The organism is Haloarcula sp. MBLA0163 (assembly GCF_055632435.1).
The window spans coordinates 349,484-370,926 of the sequence record NZ_CM145745.1; the positions used below are offsets into that span (position 1 = coordinate 349,484).

At 61.6% G+C, this 21,443-nt stretch carries 18 protein-coding genes; 9 read left to right on the forward strand and 9 right to left on the reverse strand.

The window, feature by feature from the left end; all coding sequences use genetic code 11:
• Nucleotides 1-54: 54 nt before the first annotated feature.
• From ACV7GQ_RS01705 to ACV7GQ_RS01715, 3 genes are read right to left on the reverse strand one after another with little or no spacing between them, the layout of a single operon-like run.
• On the reverse strand, nt 55-1,281 hold the full coding sequence (locus ACV7GQ_RS01705; protein ID WP_470311831.1) for an ABC transporter permease: 1,227 nt from the start codon (nt 1,279-1,281) through the stop codon (nt 55-57).
• Entirely contained in the window at nt 1,281-2,471 is a 1,191-nt protein-coding gene (locus tag ACV7GQ_RS01710; protein ID WP_470311832.1) for an ABC transporter permease, read from the reverse strand. Before ACV7GQ_RS01710 ends, ACV7GQ_RS01705 begins: the two co-directional genes overlap by 1 nt.
• 26 nt (nt 2,472-2,497) lie before the next feature.
• Nucleotides 2,498-3,232: an ABC transporter ATP-binding protein gene (locus ACV7GQ_RS01715; protein WP_470311833.1), complete on the reverse strand. Its 735-nt coding sequence runs from the start codon at nt 3,230-3,232 to the stop codon at nt 2,498-2,500.
• A gap of 190 nt (nt 3,233-3,422) precedes the next feature.
• Here ACV7GQ_RS01715 and ACV7GQ_RS01720 point away from each other — a divergent pair, with 190 nt between their 5' ends.
• From ACV7GQ_RS01720 to ACV7GQ_RS01745, 6 genes are all read left to right on the forward strand, one after another.
• Nucleotides 3,423-4,715 carry an RNA-guided endonuclease InsQ/TnpB family protein gene (locus tag ACV7GQ_RS01720; RefSeq protein WP_470311834.1) on the forward strand — a complete coding sequence of 431 codons (1,293 nt, stop codon included), beginning with the start codon at nt 3,423-3,425 and terminating at the stop codon, nt 4,713-4,715.
• A 545-nt stretch (nt 4,716-5,260) separates the two neighbouring features.
• Nucleotides 5,261-6,118 carry a hypothetical protein gene (locus tag ACV7GQ_RS01725; protein WP_470311835.1) on the forward strand — a complete coding sequence of 286 codons (858 nt, stop codon included), beginning with the start codon at nt 5,261-5,263 and terminating at the stop codon, nt 6,116-6,118.
• A gap of 199 nt (nt 6,119-6,317) precedes the next feature.
• Complete coding sequence (locus ACV7GQ_RS01730; protein ID WP_470311836.1) at nt 6,318-7,367, forward strand: hypothetical protein; 1,050 nt, start codon at nt 6,318-6,320, stop codon at nt 7,365-7,367.
• A complete protein-coding gene (locus ACV7GQ_RS01735) occupies nt 7,364-10,912 on the forward strand; it encodes a UvrD-helicase domain-containing protein (protein ID WP_470311837.1) in 3,549 nt (1,182 codons plus the stop codon). The genes ACV7GQ_RS01730 and ACV7GQ_RS01735 overlap by 4 nt, the downstream gene beginning before the upstream one ends.
• A gap of 263 nt (nt 10,913-11,175) precedes the next feature.
• Nucleotides 11,176-13,101: an Ig-like domain-containing protein gene (locus ACV7GQ_RS01740; protein WP_470311838.1), complete on the forward strand. Its 1,926-nt coding sequence runs from the start codon at nt 11,176-11,178 to the stop codon at nt 13,099-13,101.
• Between the two features lie 334 nt (nt 13,102-13,435).
• A complete protein-coding gene (locus tag ACV7GQ_RS01745) occupies nt 13,436-14,335 on the forward strand; it encodes a hypothetical protein (RefSeq protein WP_470311839.1) in 900 nt (299 codons plus the stop codon).
• A 268-nt stretch (nt 14,336-14,603) separates the two neighbouring features.
• Here ACV7GQ_RS01745 and ACV7GQ_RS01750 read toward each other — a convergent pair whose 3' ends face one another.
• The 5 genes from ACV7GQ_RS01750 to ACV7GQ_RS01770 form a co-directional block, all read right to left on the reverse strand.
• Nucleotides 14,604-15,455, reverse strand: coding sequence for an RNA ligase family protein (locus ACV7GQ_RS01750; RefSeq protein ID WP_470311840.1), 852 nt, complete (start codon nt 15,453-15,455; stop codon nt 14,604-14,606).
• An 85-nt stretch (nt 15,456-15,540) separates the two neighbouring features.
• Nucleotides 15,541-16,737: a protein kinase family protein gene (locus ACV7GQ_RS01755; protein ID WP_470311841.1), complete on the reverse strand. Its 1,197-nt coding sequence runs from the start codon at nt 16,735-16,737 to the stop codon at nt 15,541-15,543.
• Entirely contained in the window at nt 16,712-17,986 is a 1,275-nt protein-coding gene (locus ACV7GQ_RS01760; protein WP_470311842.1) for an RNA-guided endonuclease InsQ/TnpB family protein, read from the reverse strand. Before ACV7GQ_RS01760 ends, ACV7GQ_RS01755 begins: the two co-directional genes overlap by 26 nt.
• The gene (locus ACV7GQ_RS01765; RefSeq protein ID WP_470311843.1) at nt 17,983-18,138 is read right to left on the reverse strand and encodes a DUF2080 family transposase-associated protein; all 156 of its coding nucleotides are present in this window, start codon (nt 18,136-18,138) and stop codon (nt 17,983-17,985) included. Before ACV7GQ_RS01765 ends, ACV7GQ_RS01760 begins: the two co-directional genes overlap by 4 nt.
• Nucleotides 18,139-18,192: 54 nt before the next feature.
• Nucleotides 18,193-19,214, reverse strand: a protein-coding gene (locus ACV7GQ_RS01770) for an IS630 family transposase (RefSeq protein WP_470311844.1) whose coding sequence is annotated in 2 segments (ribosomal slippage) — nt 18,193-18,710 and nt 18,710-19,214 — 1,023 coding nt in all. Because the reading frame shifts where the segments join, the coding sequence is not laid out codon by codon here.
• Nucleotides 19,215-19,264: 50 nt separating this feature from the next.
• On the opposite strand from ACV7GQ_RS01770, the gene tnpA reads away from it, so the two are divergent.
• Nucleotides 19,265-19,663, forward strand: coding sequence for an IS200/IS605 family transposase (gene tnpA / locus ACV7GQ_RS01775; protein WP_470313129.1), 399 nt, complete (start codon nt 19,265-19,267; stop codon nt 19,661-19,663).
• Nucleotides 19,664-19,708: 45 nt separating this feature from the next.
• Here the strand turns inward: tnpA and ACV7GQ_RS01780 are convergent, their stop codons facing one another.
• Nucleotides 19,709-19,969, reverse strand: coding sequence for a hypothetical protein (locus tag ACV7GQ_RS01780; RefSeq protein ID WP_470311845.1), 261 nt, complete (start codon nt 19,967-19,969; stop codon nt 19,709-19,711).
• A gap of 229 nt (nt 19,970-20,198) precedes the next feature.
• Here ACV7GQ_RS01780 and ACV7GQ_RS01785 point away from each other — a divergent pair, with 229 nt between their 5' ends.
• Together ACV7GQ_RS01785 and ACV7GQ_RS01790 are read left to right on the forward strand one after the other, a co-directional pair.
• Nucleotides 20,199-20,354 carry a hypothetical protein gene (locus ACV7GQ_RS01785; RefSeq protein ID WP_470311846.1) on the forward strand — a complete coding sequence of 52 codons (156 nt, stop codon included), beginning with the start codon at nt 20,199-20,201 and terminating at the stop codon, nt 20,352-20,354.
• Between the two features lie 105 nt (nt 20,355-20,459).
• Nucleotides 20,460-21,338 (forward strand): universal stress protein, encoded by an 879-nt coding sequence (locus ACV7GQ_RS01790; protein WP_470311847.1) that lies wholly within the window; start codon nt 20,460-20,462, stop codon nt 21,336-21,338.
• Nucleotides 21,339-21,443 lie beyond the last annotated feature (105 nt).

A 21,443-nucleotide genomic window follows, 5' to 3' on the forward strand; every position in this document is an offset into this window, starting at 1 on the left:
GCCGAAAAGCCACCGTTAACACCTACCTACTATCAGTTCGACGACCGGAACCACTCAGCCGCGCAACACGGCCAGTGGCTCCAACCGCCGGAGATACAGCGTCGCCGCCAGCGCACTCAGCAGACTCACACAGACGGCGATCGCCAACCCACCGAGCAACATGGGCTGTGACAACGAGACCACTTGCTCGAAGCCACTGACCTCGGCTGCCACTCGATTGACGACCCACGTCGACGGGTACGCCAGCCCGATGCCGACAAGACCACCCAGGATACCGATGAGCAGCGTGTTCGTCAGGACGATCGTCGATAGCGACGACCCCGACGTGCCCAGCGCTTGCAACGCCGCGAACCGTTCACGACGCTGATACACGAAGGAGAGCTGGAGGTTCAGCGTCAACAGGATGCCCGCAACGACGGCGAGGACGACGAGACTCACGCCGCTGGCGATCACCGCGATCTTGTCCTGCAGCGTCGCTTCCAGTTGCTCCTGATTCGTCCGAATCGCGTACTGGGGATACGCCTGCTGTAACTCGGCTTCGACGGCACTCGCGTTCGCATCGTCTTGCAAGCGAACAGAGATGAACGTCGCCCGATCACTGGCGGTCGTCCCGGTTACTTCCTGTAACTCACTTAGGTGGAGCGTCACCGTCGGCGCACCGACGAAGCGTGAGTACGTCGGCGAGATGCCGACGATCGTGAACTCGTGTTGGCGTGCCGTCGCCAGGGTCCCGCCGATGTACAGCGTGTCGTTGACCGAGACGTCGAGCAGACTGGCGGTCCGCTGGTCGATCACCACCTCGTGGGTCATCGGCCCGTCGTAACTCCCATCGGCGTAGTGGACGTCCCGGTTCTGAAACCCCTGTCCAGCAGTCAGCCTGACAGACGGCCCGCGTGCCGGCGCCCCCGCACCGATGAGCGTCTGATAGTCGGAGGTGTTCCGCCCCACATACACCGTCTGAAAGCCCATCGGGACGGCCGTCGCCACGTCTGCACGCCCTTCGATCTCGCTGGCCACCGCATGTGCATCGACCAGCGAGTTCTCGAACCCGCCGGCACTCCCCGGCCGGATCTCGACGGGCCCGCCGGTCACCCAGAGATCCCGGCCGGACTGGTCGAACTTCTGTTCGCCCGTCTCGATGACGCCGACACCCACACTCGCGAGCAACACCGTCGCCAGCACTGCCATGGCGACGCCGGTCACCGCCAGCACCGTCCGTAACCGGTCGTGTCGAAGCTGGGCGAATGCCACGCCCAGCAGCGCCCGAACCCGCGTCAACATCAGGCCAACACCTCCAGGACGTCACCACGCCGACTCAGCCAGACGGGATAGAGTGCGCCGACGAGGCCGATGCCGACGGCCACCATCAGTGCATACCCCGCCAGCTGTGGCTCGAAGACGGCGACGGTGTCGACGCCGAAATACTGGGCACCGAGGCGATTCACGCCGAAAATCCCCAACAAGCCGATGCCGATACCCGCCACTCCACCGAGCAGCGAGATGAGGATGGTCTCGGCCGCAACCAGCAGCGAGCGCGACCGCTGTGCGAAGCCGATCGCCGCGAGCGCGCCCAGTTGCTGGCGGTCGGCACTCACTTCCAGACCCATGAGCGTCGTGACGAAGAGGACGCCGACGACGACCGCCGAGACGAGGGCGGCGACGGCCACCGCCAGCGGCAGGTTCGAGGCCGACACCTGCTGGGCCGAGAGGCCACTCCGCGTGACGACCGTCGTGCGGGGATAGCGATTCTCGAGCGACGAGCGCACGCCAGGATCGTTCGTGCTGACGAGCAACTGGTCGGCCGTATCGCCGCCCGTACTGCCGGTCATCGCCTGCAGTTCGCTCAGGTGGACGAGCATCACGGGCACGCCCCCGCCGGCGGTGCCGAGCCCACCTTCGGAGACGTTGACGACCGTCATCGACCGATTGCTGGTGACTGGCGAGAGTTGCGAGCCAGTCGAGGTGTTCGTCAGCGTGGCGCCGGCCTCGTTGAGGATAGCCTCGCCGGTCCATTCCCCATCGTAGCTGCCGTTCTGGTAGTAGGGATCACCGGGTTGGAGTTGGCCGGCCGGCATATCGAGGACGGACTGGCCGGCCGCGGGGACGATCCCGACGGCGAAGATGTACGTCCGTTCACCCGTATTCGCGTCCCGAACCGGCACCAACTCGAGTAAGACGGGGGTGACGTACTCGATGCGGTCGTCGGTGGCGATCTGCTGGCTCGTCCGGTGGACGTCGCCCAGGCGGGGCCCGCCCGTCGAGACGGCGATGGACTGGACGTTCGCCTGTTCGGGGACGACCCAGTAGTCGACGCCGTCGCTCTGGACCACCGACTGGGAGGCCAGGCCGAGTGAGACGCCCGTTACAGAGACCATCAGGCCGACGGCGACGCCGACGCCCAGCACGGCCAGTAGGACACGCTGGGGCGCGATCCGAAACCGGCCGGTCACTCGTGCGACGGCCAGGCCCATGATCGAGCGAAGACGGTGCCAGCCCATCAGTCACTCCGGACGATCGTGCCGTCCCGCAGGTGATAGACGGTATCACAGACGTCCAGCGCCTGCTGGTCGTGTGAGGCCAGGACCACCGCCTGTTCGTCGGCGATATTGACCAGCAGGTCCAGCACCTGGTCGCCGGTTGCCGAGTCGAGTTCGCCCGTCGGTTCGTCCGCGACCAGCAGGTCGGGCTGGGTCACGAGCGAACGTGCGATGGCGACACGCTGTTGCTCGCCGCCCGACAGCTGGCCGGGTTTGTGTGTCGTCCGGTCACCGAGGCCGACGGCATCCAGGAGGGTTTCGGCACGGTCACGACGCGTGCCTTTCGACGTGCCCCGCTCGACGAGTGGCAGCGCCACGTTCGCCCGCGCCGAGAGCGCATCCAGCAGGTGAAACCGCTGGAAGACGATGCCGACGTGATCCAGGCGGAGTTTGGCACGCTCGCGTTTCGAGAGGTTCGAGAGGTCGTCGCCGGCGACGGTGACGGTACCACTGGTCGGGACATCCAGGCCAGCCAGCAGGTGGAGGAGTGTCGACTTGCCGCTGCCGCTGGGGCCGGCGATGCCGACGACCTCGCCGGGGCTAATGGCTAGTGAGACGCCGTCGAGGGCTCGAACCGTGGGGGCGTCCGAGCGGCCAAGCACGCCACTGCTGCCACGGGTGTACTCTTTGGTCGCCGTGTCGGCCGTAACCGCTGCGGTGGAGGGACTGGTAGGGACCGCTGTCGGCTGTGCCATTGCTTATTGGTACGTGTTTGGTGAGCAGTAATAACTGCTGTGTCACAGCGGTAACAGCGCGGAAGCCCACGGCTGTAGCCGTGGGAGGAAGCGCGTAAGCTACACTACCACAAACCACCAAAAACAGCACTGCCGACTCTCCAACAATACTCAAAAATATTACTAAAGTATAGACAGTACTGTGATGCAGATGGTGTGGGAGATAACTCGCACCGTGCGCGTCCAACTTGACGTGCCCGACGACCGCAAGAGTGACCTCCACGCCACTAATTCCAAATTCCAGTACTGCGCGAACCGCACCGCAGACTGGGCGTGGCGCTATCCCAACGAAGACTGCGTGACCAGCAAAAGCGAAGCTGAAAGCGCAATCTACGACGACCTTCGGGAAGAGACAGACTACTTGCACGCGAACCTCGTGCAGAAAGCTATCAAACGTGCCACCGACGACATCGACAACTGCGTAGACAGGCTGGCCAAGGGCGAGAACACCAGCAAGCCAGCCTACGACACGTTCAGCATCGTCTACGACAAACGCGCCGCCACCTACTACCGCGACAAGGTGAGTCTCGCAACTGTCAACGGACGGGTTGAATGTGAGTACGACCTACCCGACAACTCCGAAGGGACGCCCCACGGTGAGTACCTCCTAAACAAGGACTACTCCTTCTCAACCAGCACTGTCCATTACGCCAGCGAGGCTGACGAGTTCTACCTGCACGCGGCGATGGAACGAGAGATAGACGTGAGCAGTCCTGAGAAAGCCGAGGATTCGAGAGTCCCTGGCGGGGACTGCAACGTTGACGACCACATCGCCGTTACCTCAACGGGCAGGTTTGTCGGCAACGCCGATTATTTCAACCATCAGCGTCGGGAGTTCGAGAAACGCCGTGCCAGTCTGCAACAGACTGGCACCCGGAACGCGAACCTGACCTACCACCGTATCGGGGGCAGGTTCGGACGGTGGAGTGAAGACTACCTGCATCGGTGTTCGAAAGAACTCGTCGCGGAAGCCCAACGCCACGGCTGTACGCACATTGCGTTCGAGGACCTGGAGCAGATTCGAGAGCGCATCAGCGACGGAAAGAAGTTCCAGCAGTGGGCGTTCCGTGCGTTGCAGGAACAAGTTGCGTACAAAGCCGAGGGACAAGGCATTGTGGTTGAGAAGGTGGAACCGTCCTACACCAGCCAGCAATGCTCGAAATGTGGCTGTACGTTAGAGGAAAATCGTGACGGACAACAGTTCGCCTGCCCTGACTGTTCGTACTCGGTAAACGCCGACTACAACGCGGCGAAGAACGTTGCTCGGAAACTCGCACTCAAGCTCCAGCGGGGGCAGAAGTCCCCCACTGGAGGGGCGTTCAGTCAGTACGCCCTGAAGTCAGGGGTGATGACCGTGAACGCTACTGACGTGGCGTCCGACACGCCAGTGTCGGCAGAACGAGAGTCCACTGGCAAGCCCACCGCTTCAGCGGTGGATAGCTGACGTGTCGGCAGCGCAGGAGGCCATTGACAAGCCCACCGCTTCAGCAGTGGGTCGCTGACCACCCCTGCTGTCGAGTGTAAATCGAACGTTTAGGCACGGTAGAGGTGCTCTATCCCCATCCAGTGATACACTCGACACCTGGTTCCTCAAACGGAATACACGCACACCAAGGTATTCAACTGAGGGTGAATCCCCTCTGCCTGTCGATATCAGCACTATGACGGATACCCCATTAGTAAAATCGAGATTTAGATACCGAGCTGGCATGGTGCTAACTGTCGATAGCTGGAGAGTCGGCATCGTGGACCCTGGTGCAGGCAAGTGATCCGGTCAGGAGTGGGGGGTGGGAGAAATGCCCAGGGTCCATTATTCTATTACCATTCTCCGATAAAAATATACTGCAAATGGTGTGTATTGCCGCTTAACAGTCCGACCCCCTCATGGCGATAGTTTCTGCTCCCGGATGTCTGACTGCTCAGTTTCACTTCCACTGTGAGGCGCTTGTTTAACCACCCAACCTGCGTACACTGCTATCTCTGATCGGTATGTCGTCACACAGACAGCTTCGCGACGTTGGCACCGACGTCTTCGATATCTATATCGACGAACCGGACCGGCTCTGGTCGACGGCAACGCGAGCGACTAGCCCGTCACAGCTCGTGATCACACCCGTCGAGTTACACCAGCGCAACATCGAACAGCGGCTCCGCGAGCACGACCGCCCAAAGAGCGACTTCGACTTTACTGGCATCCGCGATGTGGCCGCGCGGATTATGGCGACCGGCGATGGCCCGACGCGAACGCTCGACCGCCTCGATCGGCTGTCGCTGATTCGCCGTCTCGTCGACGACGGAGCCGAGGGTCTCGAACGATTGGAACCACTGTTCGGCGTCCAGCTGGCCGACCACGCTGACGAACTCGAACGGGGCCGTGTCGAACTGGCACTCGTGACGGGATTTATCGAGGAACGACTGGCCGCACTCGACGACGCTGCTGAAGCGACGTCGGCGGTCGTCCAACAGGACACGACGGACCTGCTATGTGGGCTCTCGTCGCTGCAGGCACACCTCAGGGAGGCAGCGATCACGGGAAGCGCTCCCGACGACAGGCCACGAGCCGTCTCAGAGACAGATCTGCTCTCGCGTGCGACACAGCGACTCAGCGAGACGCCTGCCTGCTGGAACCAGGCCTATCCGGATGTCGAGACACTCGCTGTGGCCGGTGCCAGTATGCTGTCGGCACCACTCGAGGATTTCTGCCGGCTCGTCGCCAGAGACACGTCGGTCACCGTCGAACTGTATCTCCGGCCGGCCACCGGCCCGGCGATTCGTGAGCAACTCGCCGAACAACCCGCCGTGACGGCTCCCGGCACACAGGTGGTGTACGATGGCGACGCCCAGTGAGCGACCGACACCAGCCCTCGAGACGGCAGATGACCCCGTCGAACTGGTCGCCCCCACCCGCCCGAAAGAGGCCAGGACCGCACTGGCACTCGTCGCCGCCCTCCGTGATGCCGGCGTTGCCGAGCGTGATATCGGCCTCGTCGCGCGTGACGTCGACCAGTACGAAGACGCACTCAGACGAGCGGCACGGCGATACGATGTGACGCTCGCAGTCTGGACACCGCTGCGACTCGACCGGACGGTGCCGAACCGACTCGCCCAGTCACTCTGTGCGGTCCTGGCTACACAGCAGTCGGTGTCGGCGACGACACTGTGTCAGCCGCTGCGCATTGGCTGGGTCCCACCCGAATCGGCCACGACACAGCCGGAACTGTGGCCACTGTCGATGGCACGGCTCCAGGCGGCTCGTGACCACTATCGTGGGACAGAGCAATCGCTTTCGGCCTGGCTCGAGACATGTCAGTCTCCGGCCGCGGAACTCGAGGCCGACACGGGCACGGCTCTTATAACGTATCTTGAGTGGCTTGCCGCCTGTGACACTGAGCCCACGCCGGCAACTGCCGCAGAGCCACTCCTTACTGCGCTGGCGCGTTACGAGCGATGTGTGTTGGAGCCACAGCTGACGGACCAGGCTGTCTCCGATGCCGGCCAGACAGTCCGTGGCATCGAGCGAACGCGGGCACTCACGCGACGCGCAGCCGAGAAGTACGGCACCCGGCTGTCCGAGGGGCTGTGTGAGCACTCCTGGGCCGCTGTTGCCGACTTGCTCGAGACACACACGTCGATGGTGCCAGGGCGCCGGGAGAACCCCACCGCACATGCCGTCGACGTGATGGAAGCGAACAACATGTGGGCCCGCGAGCGCCCATACGTCATCGCTGTCGGCCTCGTCGATGGTGAATGGCCACGCCGGCCGACGTCGGTGGTCCCTGCCCCGGTCCGTGAGCGTATCCGCCAGCCGTCGGTGCCGACGAAATGGGTGCGGCCACGTGCCGGCTGGACCGAGCGCCGTGACGCTGACCATTTCTGGGACACGACGACGGCGGCCACCCAGCACGTCGTGTGTACCCGCCATACACACGACCACGACGGTACCGAGCGTCACCGATCGGTCCTGCTCGACCGTCTCGACACCCAGTGTGTCAGTGAGGCTGCCCGTCGGGACCTGATCGCCACCGGTGAGGCGATTCCACCGGCGCTATCGGTGCGTCCATCAGCGACGGCTGCGGGGCCCGGGGGTGGGCAATGAGCGACCTGCCGACACTCGATGCCGATCAACAGCAGGCTGTGACGGCGTTCTGTCAGCCCGGGGCTGGACTCATCACACTCGGTAGCGTCCCCGGTGCCGGGAAGTCGACGACATGTGCGAAGGCTGTCGCAGCCGACCTGTACCGACGGTATGCGAACGGTGAGCCAGCGCCCGAAGCGCAGCTGTTGGTCGTCTCGTTCTCGAAAGATGACGCCGCGTCACTCAAGCCAGACATCATCGCCTGGCTTCGCGAACTGTTCGAGCGGGGCGAGGTGCCCGACAGTATCGACGCCGCTGCCGTCGAAGAGGTCGTCCACCGTGTCCGACACACCGAGTGGATCGGGACGATCGACAGCATGCTTCGTAGCGTGCTTGACGATATCGCTGGCGAGATCGGATTCGACGGCATGCCGACCGTCGGCAATAAACCCTTGCTGGCCCGCCTCCAGCGAGAGTGCTACACGCAGCTTCGTGACTCGACTGTCGCCACCCAGGTTCGAGCGCTCGAAGACGCGTATCCCGAGGACGTGGGCGATTCGCTGGCTGAAATCCTCGAGGATGCACGCGTTTACTGCCGGACACGCCGACTCACCGTCGACGCATTCGAACGCCGGCTGCACGATGCGATCACCGAGACGTACGCCGGTGGCCAGCCCGACGCGTTTTCCGACATCATCGACACCGTGGCGCGGTATCGCGGTCCCGAGGCGACTGAGCCACTCGAGAAAGTACTGCCGACGCGACAACGGGAGCTTCTGGAGGCAGACCGGGACCTGTTCGTCGACTGGGCGCGAAGCGTGCACGCATTGTGTCAGGTGCTCCGGCAGTACATCCACCTGTACGATAGCCTCTCTCGGGAGCGTGGCGTGATCGGGCACCTCGACTGTGCGTACTGGGTTGCTCGGTATTTCTGTGCCGACGCCTATGCCGGCAAGCGCCGACGCCGGCTACGCAAGCGGCTCACGACTCGTCTCGACCGCGTCGTCGTTGACGAGGCCCAAGATCTCAATAGCCTGCAACACGACGCCCTCGCACACCTCATCGACGCGTCAACGCGCGTGCTACTCGTCGGCGACGTGGATCAATGTATCTACCAGTGGCGCAACGCACAGCCGAGACTCTTCGAGACGGCCATCGATGACGGAACGTATTTCGGTATCGACTGGGCGACGCATATCGACGCGACGACCCCTCGTAACTACCGGTCACGCCCGGCCATCGTCCGGTTCGTCAACGCAGTCGCCCGGCAGACGCTCACACATCCACGCCGTGGGTCGGTCGGCGACGTCGATAGCTCGTTCTCGGGAATCGAGCCGACCCGCGCACGGACCGAGACAGCCAATCTGCACGTCGCCGCCTTCGAAGCCACAGGCCAGCCTAGCACAAAGAAGTGGGTCCACTCAGGCGAGGGTGTTAACGAGGCACCTGCGGCTGTCCAGTACCTCGTTGGCGGACTCGCCGACGGGACGTTCACCGACGACGATGGAGCACAACCGTCGATTACGGCGCTATTCCGCCAACGGACGTATATGGGGGCCTACGCCGAGCTGCTGGAAGACAAGGGCGTGACCGTCGCGGACGCCAGTGCATATCTGTTCGATGCCGTGAGTGTCCAGGTCGTCAATGATGTCCTCGAGTGGTTGTGCGACCCGACTGACTCCGAGCGGACCCGGCGACTCGTCACCGAGTCGGCGCTTGCCCAGCCAGCCGCTGCAACTGGCCTTGACGGCGCCAGCGGGCACTTTGAGACTCACGAGTGGGACATCAGTGCGATTGCAGACCACCTCGAAGACGTCCCGACAGCAGCGTGTGACGAACTGGATTGGTCCGGCGTCATCGAGGGGCTGGTAACGCTCGCTGACGAGTGGCGCACGCTCGAGGTCGAACCAGCGGCGACGGTGGTTCGTGACATCGTCGACGCACTCGGACTGGAAACGGACCCGCTCGCCCTCGACCCGGATACGGGGACTGCACAGCGTATCGCGAACCTGGATGCGTTTATCGCACTGCTCGACGAGTGGGAAGGCGATGAGCAGTATACCGTTCCCGAACTGTGCTCGCTATTGACGCCGTTTCGGGACTCCCCGAAGAAGGGCCCGACACAGCCTGTTCCCGACCGTGAGGCCGTCGACGTCGTCTTCCAGACCGTCAATAGCGCAAAAGGTGACGAAGCCGATGTCGTCCTTCTCGCGGACCCGGCGTTCAACTGCGGACCACGACTGACGCAGACAGAGCAACTGGTCTCGACAGGTGACGACGTCGCGCTTGCCCCGCCAGCGACCGCAGCGACAGATCACGACTTGCCTGGATTCAGCGGTGGATTCTACGATCCCAATCCGAAAGCAGCATGGCAAACACCATCGGGAGTACCCGGCAGTCAGGACGTCGGCCTTCGCTGGACCGCCGAGCACTGGGCAGCCGACAGTGACGCGACACAAGCTGACCTGCCAACTGGCCCGCAGGTACGGCGGGACGCCGCCGCCGAATCACGAGCGGAGGCCTGGCGGCTACTCTATGTCGCACTGACGCGTGCCCGTGACCACCTCATCATCCCGCTGCCACGGTCGGCCGAGCAGCTGGACGACCGCAATCACTGGGCTCAGGCGCTGCATCAGGCACTCGAACTCGACGAGGCACCCCGACGCGGCAGCCATACCATCGATTTACCGGCTGCGGACGGCTCGACCGCTCCCGTGACTGTCAACATAAACGACGTGGCGCTTGCCGATCGGTTCTCCACTGGTGGGGTCGCGCCGACACAGCGACCACCGCAGGGCTGTGTCGGCGATACCCTGCCGACCGACGACAGCACCGTCGCACACGTCCCGCGATTCCTCAATCCGAGTACGGCTCGCCCGGTCCTTCGGCGTCCGACCGAGACACTGCTTGCCCACCTCAAGGGCGACGCTGTCCACACTGAGAGTGCACCGGTCAGCGAGGCAGTGCCGTTCGACATCGACCAGGTCGGCCCAGAACGGGTTGGCGATCTCGTTCACGAGGTGGTCATCGCCCTCGTCGACGCCGAACTGACCGACACAGTGATGACCCCGCCATCCGAGCGCGTCGTCGCCGTCGTCGACGAGACGCTCACGGCTGCAGCCAATGCGGACCGAACCATAGCGTCTGTGCAGGCAGGTCTTCGGCAGTTCCTGCTCGAGCAAATTGTCCCGCAACTCGGTGAATCACCACTCTGGAGTCGCGTCCGTGTCGCAGAGCGCGTGTTCACGAACGAGCCCCTCCAGACGGTCCTTCACGTCGACGGCGTCGAAATCGAGGTACAGGGAGAGGCTGATCTGGTGTTGGCACTGCCCGATAACACGTGGTTCGTCGAAGACCTCAAGGCATCGTTCGCGCCGCTGACCGACGAGACAGCGGAGCGGTACTCCCTCCAGGTCGCGATTTATGCGACGATTCTAAACCGACAGCTCTCGGCCGACGAGCGTGTCAAAGCCCGATTCACCGCACTCGGTGTTGAGTCAGCTGGATACAGTGTGTCTGCCCCGGTAGAACGGTTTGACACAGCACTCGATCATCTTCGCATCTAGTTACTATCAAAGATTGCCTGTGTAGCGGACGGCTTGGAATTCTTCTTATACCATGGAAACCGGTTGGAGAGAGATATACAGGGCACATACTGAAACCCGAGATATTCATAAATACCTGAGTCTGCTACTCTTTCTCAACCTCACATCTGATAATATCAGGAAAAGATACTTTATTGGTTAACTGGAAGGCCTATTTAGAATGATATACGAGCGATTCATACATGATCGCCCAACGGACAACCTACGTACACAGATAGCAACCAATGTCTGACACGGCATCTCGAACGCAGATACAGGCGTTGTTGATGACGACTCTGTTACTTGTAGCAGCCTTTGCGACGACAGTCGCGTTCTCGGCCAGCGTGAGCGCCGCCGTCAATAGCTCTACGTTAACAGTGACCGATGATCCCGTCCAGGCAGACGGAACGATAACTGTCGAAGGGGATGTCAGTTCGACGGGTGATGTCACGTTCTTGATCCAGGACCCTGATGACAACGATTTCGCGACAGTCACCAAGACTGTTAACAACCAGGACTTTTCTGTTACCATTGACCTCAGTACACTGAGCTTCGGTGACGGACTGGATGACGGTGAGGCAACGATCTCGGCTGATAAGGGGACGGGCTTCCAAACGTCGGAAGCGTCGACGACGTTTGTCGTTGACAACGAATATCCGTCTGTCAACATTGATTCGCCCACTGACGGCGCTGACTTGACCGCCGGGCCGACGATCTCAGGGAGCGCATCGGACGATACCGGTGTGCGCTCGGTCAAGGTCTCCATCCAGCGAAGTAACGGCGACTACTACGACGGATCGTCTTGGGTCACCTCTGAAACGTTCTTGAGCGTTTCCGGTACCACGGACTGGAGCTACAATACGACCAAGAACGGCATCAGTAGCGATGACTCGTTCAATGTGACAGTTAAGGCGACTGATAAGGCTGGGCAGGTCAGGTCGTGGTCGTCTGGACCGCCAGTTCCGTCCGGTAACACGCTCCAGGTCGACTACATGGTCGACACGACTGCGCCAACGATGAGCAGTGTTACAGTCACACATAAGGGTGCCGACGACACCGTGACAGTTGGCGATACAGTCAAAGTCGCGGCCACCGTGACGGATGCCACAGCCGGAGTGAAATCCGTCGAAACAGATGCCTCAGCGCTCGGCGGGTCCAGTTCGCTGACCCTCTCGAAACAGTCGGGCGACACGTACTACAATACGTTTACCGTCCAGAGTCCGCCTGCCAGTGACGGCACCGTCTCGCTGCGCGTCGTTGGGACGGATAATTTCGGCAACACGGAAGCAAAGAGTGACGCGGTGACACTCGATACGGCGATCGATTCGGTCGAGACGCTCACTATCGAGCAGGACTTCGTCGGTATCGTTGCCGACACAAATACGTCGGTTCACGTGACTGCGACTGGAGTCACCGATGCGCAGGGGAACCTCATCGCCAGTGGTGATGCCAGTACCGAGACAGCCACTCTGACGATCGCTGGCGAAACCTACTCGGTCACTGTCGAAGACGGTACGATCGACACAACCATCGACCCAACGGCAATCCCGGACGACACCACGGTCGGCCAGGCGACTGTCTCCATAGCCGAAGCCGACGCACAGGCTGCTACCGACACCGTTGAACTCGTCCACGAGGCTCAGGGATTGGATAAGGGCTATCAACTGGCTGGAACCCCCATGGACGCTGACGACGTCGTGTTCCAGAACGTCAGTGACGTCACGACCTACGACCCGACGGCAGAAAACACGAAGTGGATCTCACCCGCTGAAACGAAGGCCGGGACGGGGTACTACATCTACGCCGAGGGCGCGGATGCTCGGGTCGGATACACGCTCGAAGAGCGTGGCCAACTCCGTTCTACCGAACTCCACGAAGGGTACAACCTGGTTGCTGCAACGCCGGATCTGAACACCGAACAGGAGGTGCAGATCTCGGATGACCTCGGCGACGGTATTACGGTCGACGGGAACTCTAACGTCAAGGTGTACGTTCGCGACCAGAGCGTCGACTTGACGGACAAATCCGGTGACGCAGATACCTCGGCGTTCGATGAGGTCTCTGGCACGACGACTGTCGATGGGTTCGAGGGGTACTTCGTCTACATTGACTCCGGAGAGGAGATCCGGACAGTTGACGACGAAGGTTACGACGCAAGCGAGGGAAGCTGACTAAGGCAGTTCCTCACTGTTTCGCGAGTATGGACACCTCGGCCAACTCTTCCACAGAGTGATCGAACGTACTTTCGGCGTGTTGTCTCCGCACGATGTATCGTAACACTGTCGCTAGGATTTCACTCAGGTTCTGATGGGAATGTCACCGGAATCCACGCACTCACATTATCAGTATCGCCACGCTATCGTCGCTGTACTGCTAGGGCTGTTGGTTCTCTTCGGTATCGGGGTCGGTCCGTCGATCGCACAGACCGCGCCTCCAAACTCCTATTATGGAACCGTCGAGTCAAGCACCGGGACTGATGCCCCGGCGGGCACGACTATCGTTGCGGTGGCAAACGGTGAAATACAGGATTCGATTACTGTCGAATCCGCGGGAATGTACGGCGGCTCGGAGCCAACTGCTGATAAACTCCGTGTAAGCAGTGATATCGATACGACGGTCACGTTCCATATTGACGACCGAGACGGCCCACAGGCTGAGGAGACGGATCCGGATCCGGAGCAAGAAGTAGAAGAATTGAATCTCACATTCCCCGGTGGGACGTTTGGTGGGCCTACAGCGACACCTACACCCGCCGAAACATCGACAGCAACGCAGACTGCTACTACGACAGCGACGGTGACCCAGACCACAACGGAAACCGCAACGACGACACAAACTGTAACTGAGGCACCTACACGAACCGAGACCACCACGACTCGTACAGATACACCACGGACTACTGACAGAGGTGGTGACGTACCGACTGAGCAAACGAAGACTGACTCATCTGGTACCCAAACGGCCAGTGTAACATCACAGACGCAGGTCGCCACTCAGACAGCGCAAACAGGTGGAGAAAGTTCGCTGCAAGTACTCAATGCCTCGCTCAATCGAACTCAGGCGTCGGTCAACGAGACGATCACTGTTACTGCGACACTTGCGAACGCTGATACCCGAGAGCACTCGATGGCAGTGTCATTGTTCGCAAACGGCCAGCCCATCAACACGCAGAATGTCACCGTATCTGGATCCACAACACGCCAAATCCGTTTCCAGTACCAGCCGCGTCAGACTGGCGACGTGACATTCCGTGTCGGTGACACGACTGCCGGCACGCTTACCGTCGGTCAGAGTGCTGGTTTGCTCCCCTGGAATCTGCTTCGGACAATCGGAATTTACGTCGGGTTGCCGATTCTCGTTATCTACTTGATTCTGAAGGCGCTCGCCATCTATTACGGATACTAATCTCAAACTGAGCCCGCGCTCAGAGAGCTATCAACTGTCATATACTGCACTATACCGCCAATACACAGCCGATATTCGCCGCATTTCGGTCGTCTACGAGGCCATCAGCCCAAACGGTCCCAGTCAGAGCCACGGTGTTCCACTTCCGCGTGAGTCTGGATAGGTTCACAGACTGAGATATCTCGGTGAGCAGGACGTTTGGAACGTACGTATCTTGAGACTAGCAGGCCGCCACACTCAGTCTGAAATCTCACGATAGGACTCCTCGCTAGCGGTCAGCAGGTCGCTCGTCGAGAAACGCCCGCGTCAGTGCGGCCACCGCCGACCGAAACTCACCCATGTCGACGTCGCTCCGTGCGTGGTAAAGGCGGCCGTGCGCTTCCCGAACGATGGTCTCCAGCACACGGTCGTAGAGTGCGTCGAACGTCATCGGTCGGCCATTGGCTTCGAGGTCGTCGACGACCCGCTCGAAGCGACGTGTCGTCGCGTATCTCTCTGCCAATTCGGATTCCGGTGCGTCGACCGGGTTCGACCCGTCGGCTTCCCGAACGGCGGGATTCGGCAGTATCGCTCGCTGGCCGCGCTTGTTCCGGACGACGATGCCTGCTGGCGGCCCGTCGTACCACGCTGACTCGGGGAACGTGTACGACTCGGGGTCGAAGTACTGCGCCTGCTGTTCCCGCTCGAAGGCGTTCACGGGATGGAGGCCGAGGCGGTCGAATATCTGTTCGGCGGCGTCCGGTGGGCGGAACGCGTCACGGCTGTCCGACCAGACGTCGAAGCCGAGAAACGACGGCGTCCGCTCCCAGTCGTAGGCGATCGTGTGGTAGTGCGTCGCCTCGCCGAAGAAGACGACCTCCTCGACGTCGTCGACGGCGGTGCGAAGCGCCTCCCGGTCGAGGTGCTCTCGGACGTGCCGGACGGCGTGCTGGTACGGGTCGGGGACGGCGTCGGGGTCGTCGTAAATCCGGTCGCCGTCGCCGAACCGAACGAGGCCCGAGTCCTGCAACTGGAAGCGAAGGAGCGCCCCGTCGACCTTCTCCAGCAGCCACAGGTGGCCCGATTCGAAGAGGTCGGCCGGCGCGTTCTCGACGTGTGGAATCGACGGGTACTGTTTCATCTTTGGTGGGTCACTGAGGTGCGCGTACTGACATTCCTCGTCGGGCCCGTACGTAGTTTGGGGCGGCGAACCCACTCGCCGTTACTTACAGTACATCCGCGAGGTCCCGATGCAGCGTCGTCGCGCTGTCGTAGCGCTTGTCGGGCACTGGGTCCATCGCCCGACGCAAGACGTCGTCGAGCGCCTCCGTCACGGACGCGACCGCACTCGGCTGTCGGAGCGACCCGGTCCGAATCGCCTGTCGCCTGTTCTCGGCCGTCTCGAACGGCGCCTGTCCACAGAGGAGGTGGTAGGCGAGCGCACCGAGCTGATAGACCGGCGTCGACGGCGCCACCTTCCCGTCCAGTTGCTCCGGTGTCGTGTAGGGTGTCACCGTCGCGTCGTCGACGGCCGCCCGCACGGCCCGCTCGATGCCCCAGCCCGCGAGAGAAGCACGGGCTGGCTCGTCACGCGACGTGAGCTGGACGGTCTCGGGATTGATTGCCGTACTGAACACCTCGCGTTCGATTGCGCGGTCGACGGCCGTGGCGACGTCGGCCAGTATCTGCAACTGTGAGGTGCGCGACAGCGTGCCGAGATATCGCCCGAGCGTGCCCTCGCCGGCCCGGTAGGCGACCCACGCGTTCGGGCTGATACCGACCTCGTAGACGGTCGTGACGCAGTCGTCGTCACAGAGTTCTCGCCAGTCGTCGACCGCGCGCATGAACTGTCTGGCGCCGGCGCTGCTAGCGTTCCGGTCCGGGTCGAGCAGTGCGATGCGCGCCTGCTCGCCGTCCGTCCACGTCCCGCGGTAGTGGTGGACGTACCCGGTGGTGGCGACCGTCTCAAGCTCCGTCAGGTCGGGAATCGCGGCCATCAGGGTACTGGTCGTCGTCATCGACGCAATCTCGGCGTTGCCAGTTGCCGTCGCGGGTTCCTCGCCGCTGAGAGTGTCGTCGACTCTGCCCAGCGGCCGGTCGCGCTTGAACCGCACACCGGATTCCGCGATAGAGTTCCGCAAGAACCGGTGTTCGACGACTTTCCTGACCTCACCATCACGCGAACACACCGCGAGTTTCTTGAAGTCGTACTCTCGCTGAACTGACTTCGCTGCCTCGTAGGCCGGTTCGATGTTCCGTGCCGACTCGAAGACGAAGCTATCGCCGTCGGGGACGACCACCCACGCGTCGAGGAGCGTGCTGTGTTCGAGCCGCACCCGCTTGAACGTCTCGTTCCAGTGAACCGCCTCGGGGTCAAGCCCCGAGGCTTCCCGTGGATTAGTCGGACACTCCCGCGACACCATCGGTCTGATAACCTCGAACGGCGTCGTGGGTCACGGTCGGGGCGTCCACGGCCCCCGATGCCTGCCGTCGCACCTTCCGAACGACGGGAAGGCTGTTGAGAGCAGGCACATTCCAATTGAGTTCCCTCACGCCTTTCACAGCGATATTGACGCTTGCACCACGGTCGCTGTGGTCTTGATGCCCACACGACCGACACTTGAACCGCTTCTTGTTTCGGTTCGCACGTTCTGTGTGTCCGCACATCGGACACCGCTGGCTGGTGTACTCGGGGTTAATCCACGTGGTCGGAATCCCCTTGAACGACGCCTTGTACGACGTATAGAACTGAAGGGCACGGAACGGGAGGTGGTGCAAGCGTCGGTTCATCCGCGTACCGTAGTCGATACTATCACGCATCTCTTTGAGGTCTTCAAAGACGATACACGGCCTCTCGAACTGACGGCTCCACTCCACGATGTGACGGCTCACCTTGTGGAGTCGGTCACGGACGAACCGTTCCTCACGCCCTTCCAACGTGTCGTGGATACTGTCCTTTCCGGCGTTCTGGACACGCTTCCGCATCGTGAAGTAGTGATGGCGTTCGAACTTGATTTCGGGGAAGTCGATGACTAATGTGTCCTCGACACCGTTCTCAGTGAGCGCGGTGAGGGCCACGTTGTCCTCGTTCACGTCCACGCCGACGACTGTCCGTGAGTCCTGCTTGTCTCCAACAGTCTGCTCGGTGTAGGTGACGTTGACGTGCAACTCGGGGTTGTCGTTGTGGAACAGGGCTTCTGCAGTCCCAACTTTCCACTCGTTGCTTTCGAGGGCGGTCTTGAGAATATCGAGGTGAGCGTCACTCCCTTCGAGGACGCCTTTGACGTGATTGTACGGCTTCGCGCTGATGCGGAACGCCACGTCACCGTCGTCGGTGAGCGACAGGTTGTACCCTTCCTCGTAGTTCGCACGAAGCGGGTACGCGCCATCCTTGGTATGACTCGGAAGTCCGAAGTCGTCGTACTCGTAGTAGTTCTCCATCGCGCCGAGTGCTTTGGCGACGACGCGCTGTGTCGTGTTTTTCACGAGGGTGGCGTCGTCAGCCACACGGTCGGGAATCGCATTCCAGTCCACGCCTTCTTTGGCGAGACGGACGGTTTCGTTGTACACCGAGCGGGCTTCGAGCGTGGCGTCGTACAGCAGGCCCTCGTTGTCACTCTGAATGTCGAGTTGGAAGTCCAGCGTTTTGACGAGGGCCTGTTCGTCAGTCATTCTTCGTGTTGTTCGGTGGGTTCTGAGGTTCGGACGACCTTCACGTCGGCCCCACGCCAGCGTTTGGGGACGGTGATATGGGCGCTGTTCCCGAACGGCTTGACCTCGCCGTCGAGGATTTCCTCGCCCTCAATTTCAAAGCGATTCGCCATACTCGTGTATATACTCAGAATATACTTAGCTGTGTCGGAGACGTGTTCTCATACTTACAGACATAAATACGTGAAAACCTCTGGTGGTTTGATGCTGTCGAGCGCAGAGAGCGCAGCATCACGAAGTTCATCAAGCGTGTCGAAGAGGCGATTTCCGAGTTCTTGATTCAGTTGTTTCCAGCAGTCTTCCGCGGGGTTCAGCTCCGGTGAACCCCGCGGGAGATAGCATAGTTCGATCGGTGATTCTTCGGCGAATTTCTGCACTGCGTTCGCCGTGAAATACGACGCGTTATCCAGAACAACACAGATTTTCTCGCCGAACTCGGTCTGGAGTGCGTCCAGCAGACGGATCGTCGTGTCGCTGTTGAAGTTCTCCGCACACGGCAGAAAGAACGTCTCGCCGGTGTCGCTGACCGCACCGAGGAGTTTGATGCTGTCCCAAGCGCCCGTCACCGGCAGTGACGGGCGCTCTCCCTCTGGAAACCACGCATAAATCAGCGTCGAGAGGACCTGTCGCGTCTGATCTATTGTGAGGATCGTGTATTCGTCATCCAGATCGTCGCGCTTTTTTTGAACCCTTCTTGCCAGGCTTCCTGTGCTCTCTCGTCGGACTTGTAGTACTCTGGCCGGGCTGTCTTCCAGGACAGCCCGGCCTCGGACATCAATCGCCGGACGTGCCGTTCACAGTACTCAACGTCGAACTCTTCGGAGAGGTAGTGACGAGCTAGTGGAACAGACCACGCGGGCGCGTCGAATCCGACTTCCTCGGGTCGTTGGTGAAGGACCTCGACGAACTGCTCGTGCCCTTCGTCGGAGAGTTCGGAAGGTCTGCCCTCTCGTTGTTTGTCGTAAACGACCTCCTCGAACGGCTCGTCGGCGAGCCGTTCGAGTCGGTTAAACCATTTCGAGGCCCAACTACTGGAAAATCCGTAGAGTTCGGCGGCTTCTGTCTGCGTGAGTTCGTCCATTTCCTTGTAAGTGATCGCCGCCATGAGCCGCTTTGTCGCGTCGGCATCGTCGACCTCCGCCAAAATCTGGCGGAGGTCTTCGACAGAAACGTTCTCTAACGTCGCCATACTGATCCTTGTCTCTGAAGATCCATGAATTTTTAGCCGTTAGTATCAATATAGGCGAGAAGCGGTCGAACCACACCGTGTACAACATCAACTACTACTTCGTGTGGTGCCCGAAGTACCGCCACGCGATACTCGAACCAATCGAAGATTCGCTGGACAAGAGTTTCCGCGACGTGTGCGACGAGTACGGGTACGAGATACTGTCGATCTACATCTCGCACGACCACATACATCTGTTCCGCTTTGCTCACCCGAAACACGTACCGAGCGAGATAGTACGGACGGTTAAGAGCATCACGGCAAGAGAGATGTGGGAACAGCACGAACCGTACTTGGAGAAGTGTCTGTGGGGCGGTGGTTTCTGGGAACAGTCGTACTACATCGGAACGGCGGGGCAGGTATCCAGCGAGACGATTGAACGGTATATCGAACGAACTGAACACGTCTGAGTGTCGGCTTCACCCTCGGGTCAAGCCCCCAGGCACTCGCCTTGCTCATCTGTAGATGTCACCGACGACGTCGCGAGCGTCCCACCGCAGGAGACACGGATAGCGCTCGTCGGTCATCGTCGCCTGTGCGGCCCGCATCGCGTCGATGCGACTCCCGTGTGTCGAGACCACGGTCGGCTGCCGCTCCGTGCGGCGGAACTCGCGGAGGTGCCACTCGCCGCCCACCTCGATCATCTCCAGCGGCGGCTTGCACGGCGGCTGGGCGACCGTTCCCTGTCCGGTGACAGTCCCGTCTCGCTGGCCCATCAGTATCGGCGGTGCTCCCCTCTGTGTCGCGTATACCGTTCGCCGGGAGGCAACCCCCACGTCGAGGCCCCCTGTGCCTGTCCCATCGTCTTCGAGAAACATGTAGTGGTACTAAAATGTTCATCCGGTTGCAGATATTGAGAGGGCTTCGGGACGGCGACGCCCGACTCAGTGGTCTTGCTGGTAGTATACACCGCGTAACAATCACCTATCGGACGCGACGGCCGCCATGGGTGAGGGTGCGAACCGACGGGACGACGAGTGTGACCAGACAGACGACGCGGAACAGACAGCCCTGGACATCGGCGTCGAACAGTTATCGGCGGCCGAACGACGCTGTGGTATCACGTTAGTCACCGAGGACGACTCCGAGGAGGTGTCCTGACCCCGTCTCGGTCACGCCGATGGCCTCGGCGACCACCGCGACCCGATACTGTGTCCCTGTGGATACAGGTGCATACTTTTGCCAGTCCAGTGCTAACAGTGAACAATGGCGACCGACACAGGCACGACCGACTATCGAGTCGCCGTCTCGGTGGCTGACCCGGGTCACGTCGGGCAGCTGATGCGGACAGCCATCGACATCGCTCGCGACCGTGACGGGGACGTCTTCGTCGTCAGCGTCGTGGGCGAGTCGCGGTCGTCGCCGTTCTGGGTGTTCCGCGACGAGGTCATCAAAGAGGAGTTCAGCGGCGACCGCCGCGAGCTACTCGACCGTGCCGTCGAGGTCGCCGAGGGCACCGACGTCGACGTGGACGGCCGCCTCGTCGTCGCCGACAGCGTCGCCGGTGGCATCCTCACGGCCGCGACGGACTGTGACGCCGACGCGATACTGCTGGGCTGGCACGCGCGTCGCCACAGCGACATCGTGCTGGGCCACATCGTCGACGACGTCGTTGCCGCGGCCCCCTGCGACGTCCTCGTCGAGAAGATCGGGCCGACCGCGAACGGCGTCGAGACCATCTGCCTCCCTGCCGGACCCGGGGAACATACGGCCCTCGCGGCAGGTGTGTGCCGGGCTATCGCTCGCGCGAACGACGCCCGGGTCGACGTACTCAGAGTGGTGTCGCCGGACACCGCCGACGAGACGCGCGAGGCGGCCGAGCGACTCGTCGCGGAGGCAGCGTCCGCCGTCGGCGACGTGTCCACGACGACGAACGTCGTGGAGGGCGAGGACGTCACCGCAACGCTGGTCTCGGCCGCCGAAGAACGGGACGTGACCGTCATCGGTGGCGGGGGCGGTGGCCGACTTCGCCGGGTCGTCGTCGGGTCGACCGCCCGCATGGTCGGCCGGCGCGCCGAGACGACTGTCATCGTCGCCACGCGCCCACAGCGAGTGCGGTCGTGGCTCGCTCGCCGGCTCACCTGAGCGCGACCCGGCGACCTCCCTCGGCCCCCTTTCGTACCGACCCAGTGCTGTCACGTCTTGCATCACGGCACCCGGTAGGCCGACGATAACTAAGCCCGCTATCCC